The organism is Photobacterium sp. R1 (assembly GCF_054600795.1).
This window is the reverse complement of the sequence record NZ_BAAHZP010000627.1, coordinates 1-264: the sequence shown is the minus strand read 5'-3', so window position 1 is coordinate 264 and position 264 is coordinate 1. Positions and strand designations below refer to the sequence as shown.

The window sequence follows — 264 nt, the reverse complement described above, 5'->3', positions numbered from 1 at the left end:
GATCTTATATCCGCCAGGAAAATCGCTTACATACAGAAGCATCAGCGTCTGTATTCGTCTCCAGGGAGGTAAGCATGATTACACACATCAGCCCGGTTGGTGCGATGACACTGCTGTCGCAGCTCGAAGTTGACAGTCTGAAGGCCACAGCGGCCAGCGACCTGTATCGCCTGTACCGCAACTGCTCACTGGCTGTGCTTAATTCAGGCAGTAACAGTGACGATTCTAACGCACTGCTGGAACTCAATAAGTCATTTGATATCA

The 264-nt window shown here is 50.0% G+C and carries 1 protein-coding gene; it reads left to right on the top strand.

Going from position 1 to position 264, the window contains the following annotated elements; genetic code table 11:
* Nucleotides 1-74 precede the first annotated feature (74 nt).
* A partial coding sequence (locus tag ACYP03_RS26570) for a pyrimidine/purine nucleosidase domain-containing protein (RefSeq protein WP_459782752.1) occupies nucleotides 75-264 on the top strand: 190 nt, incomplete at its 3' end.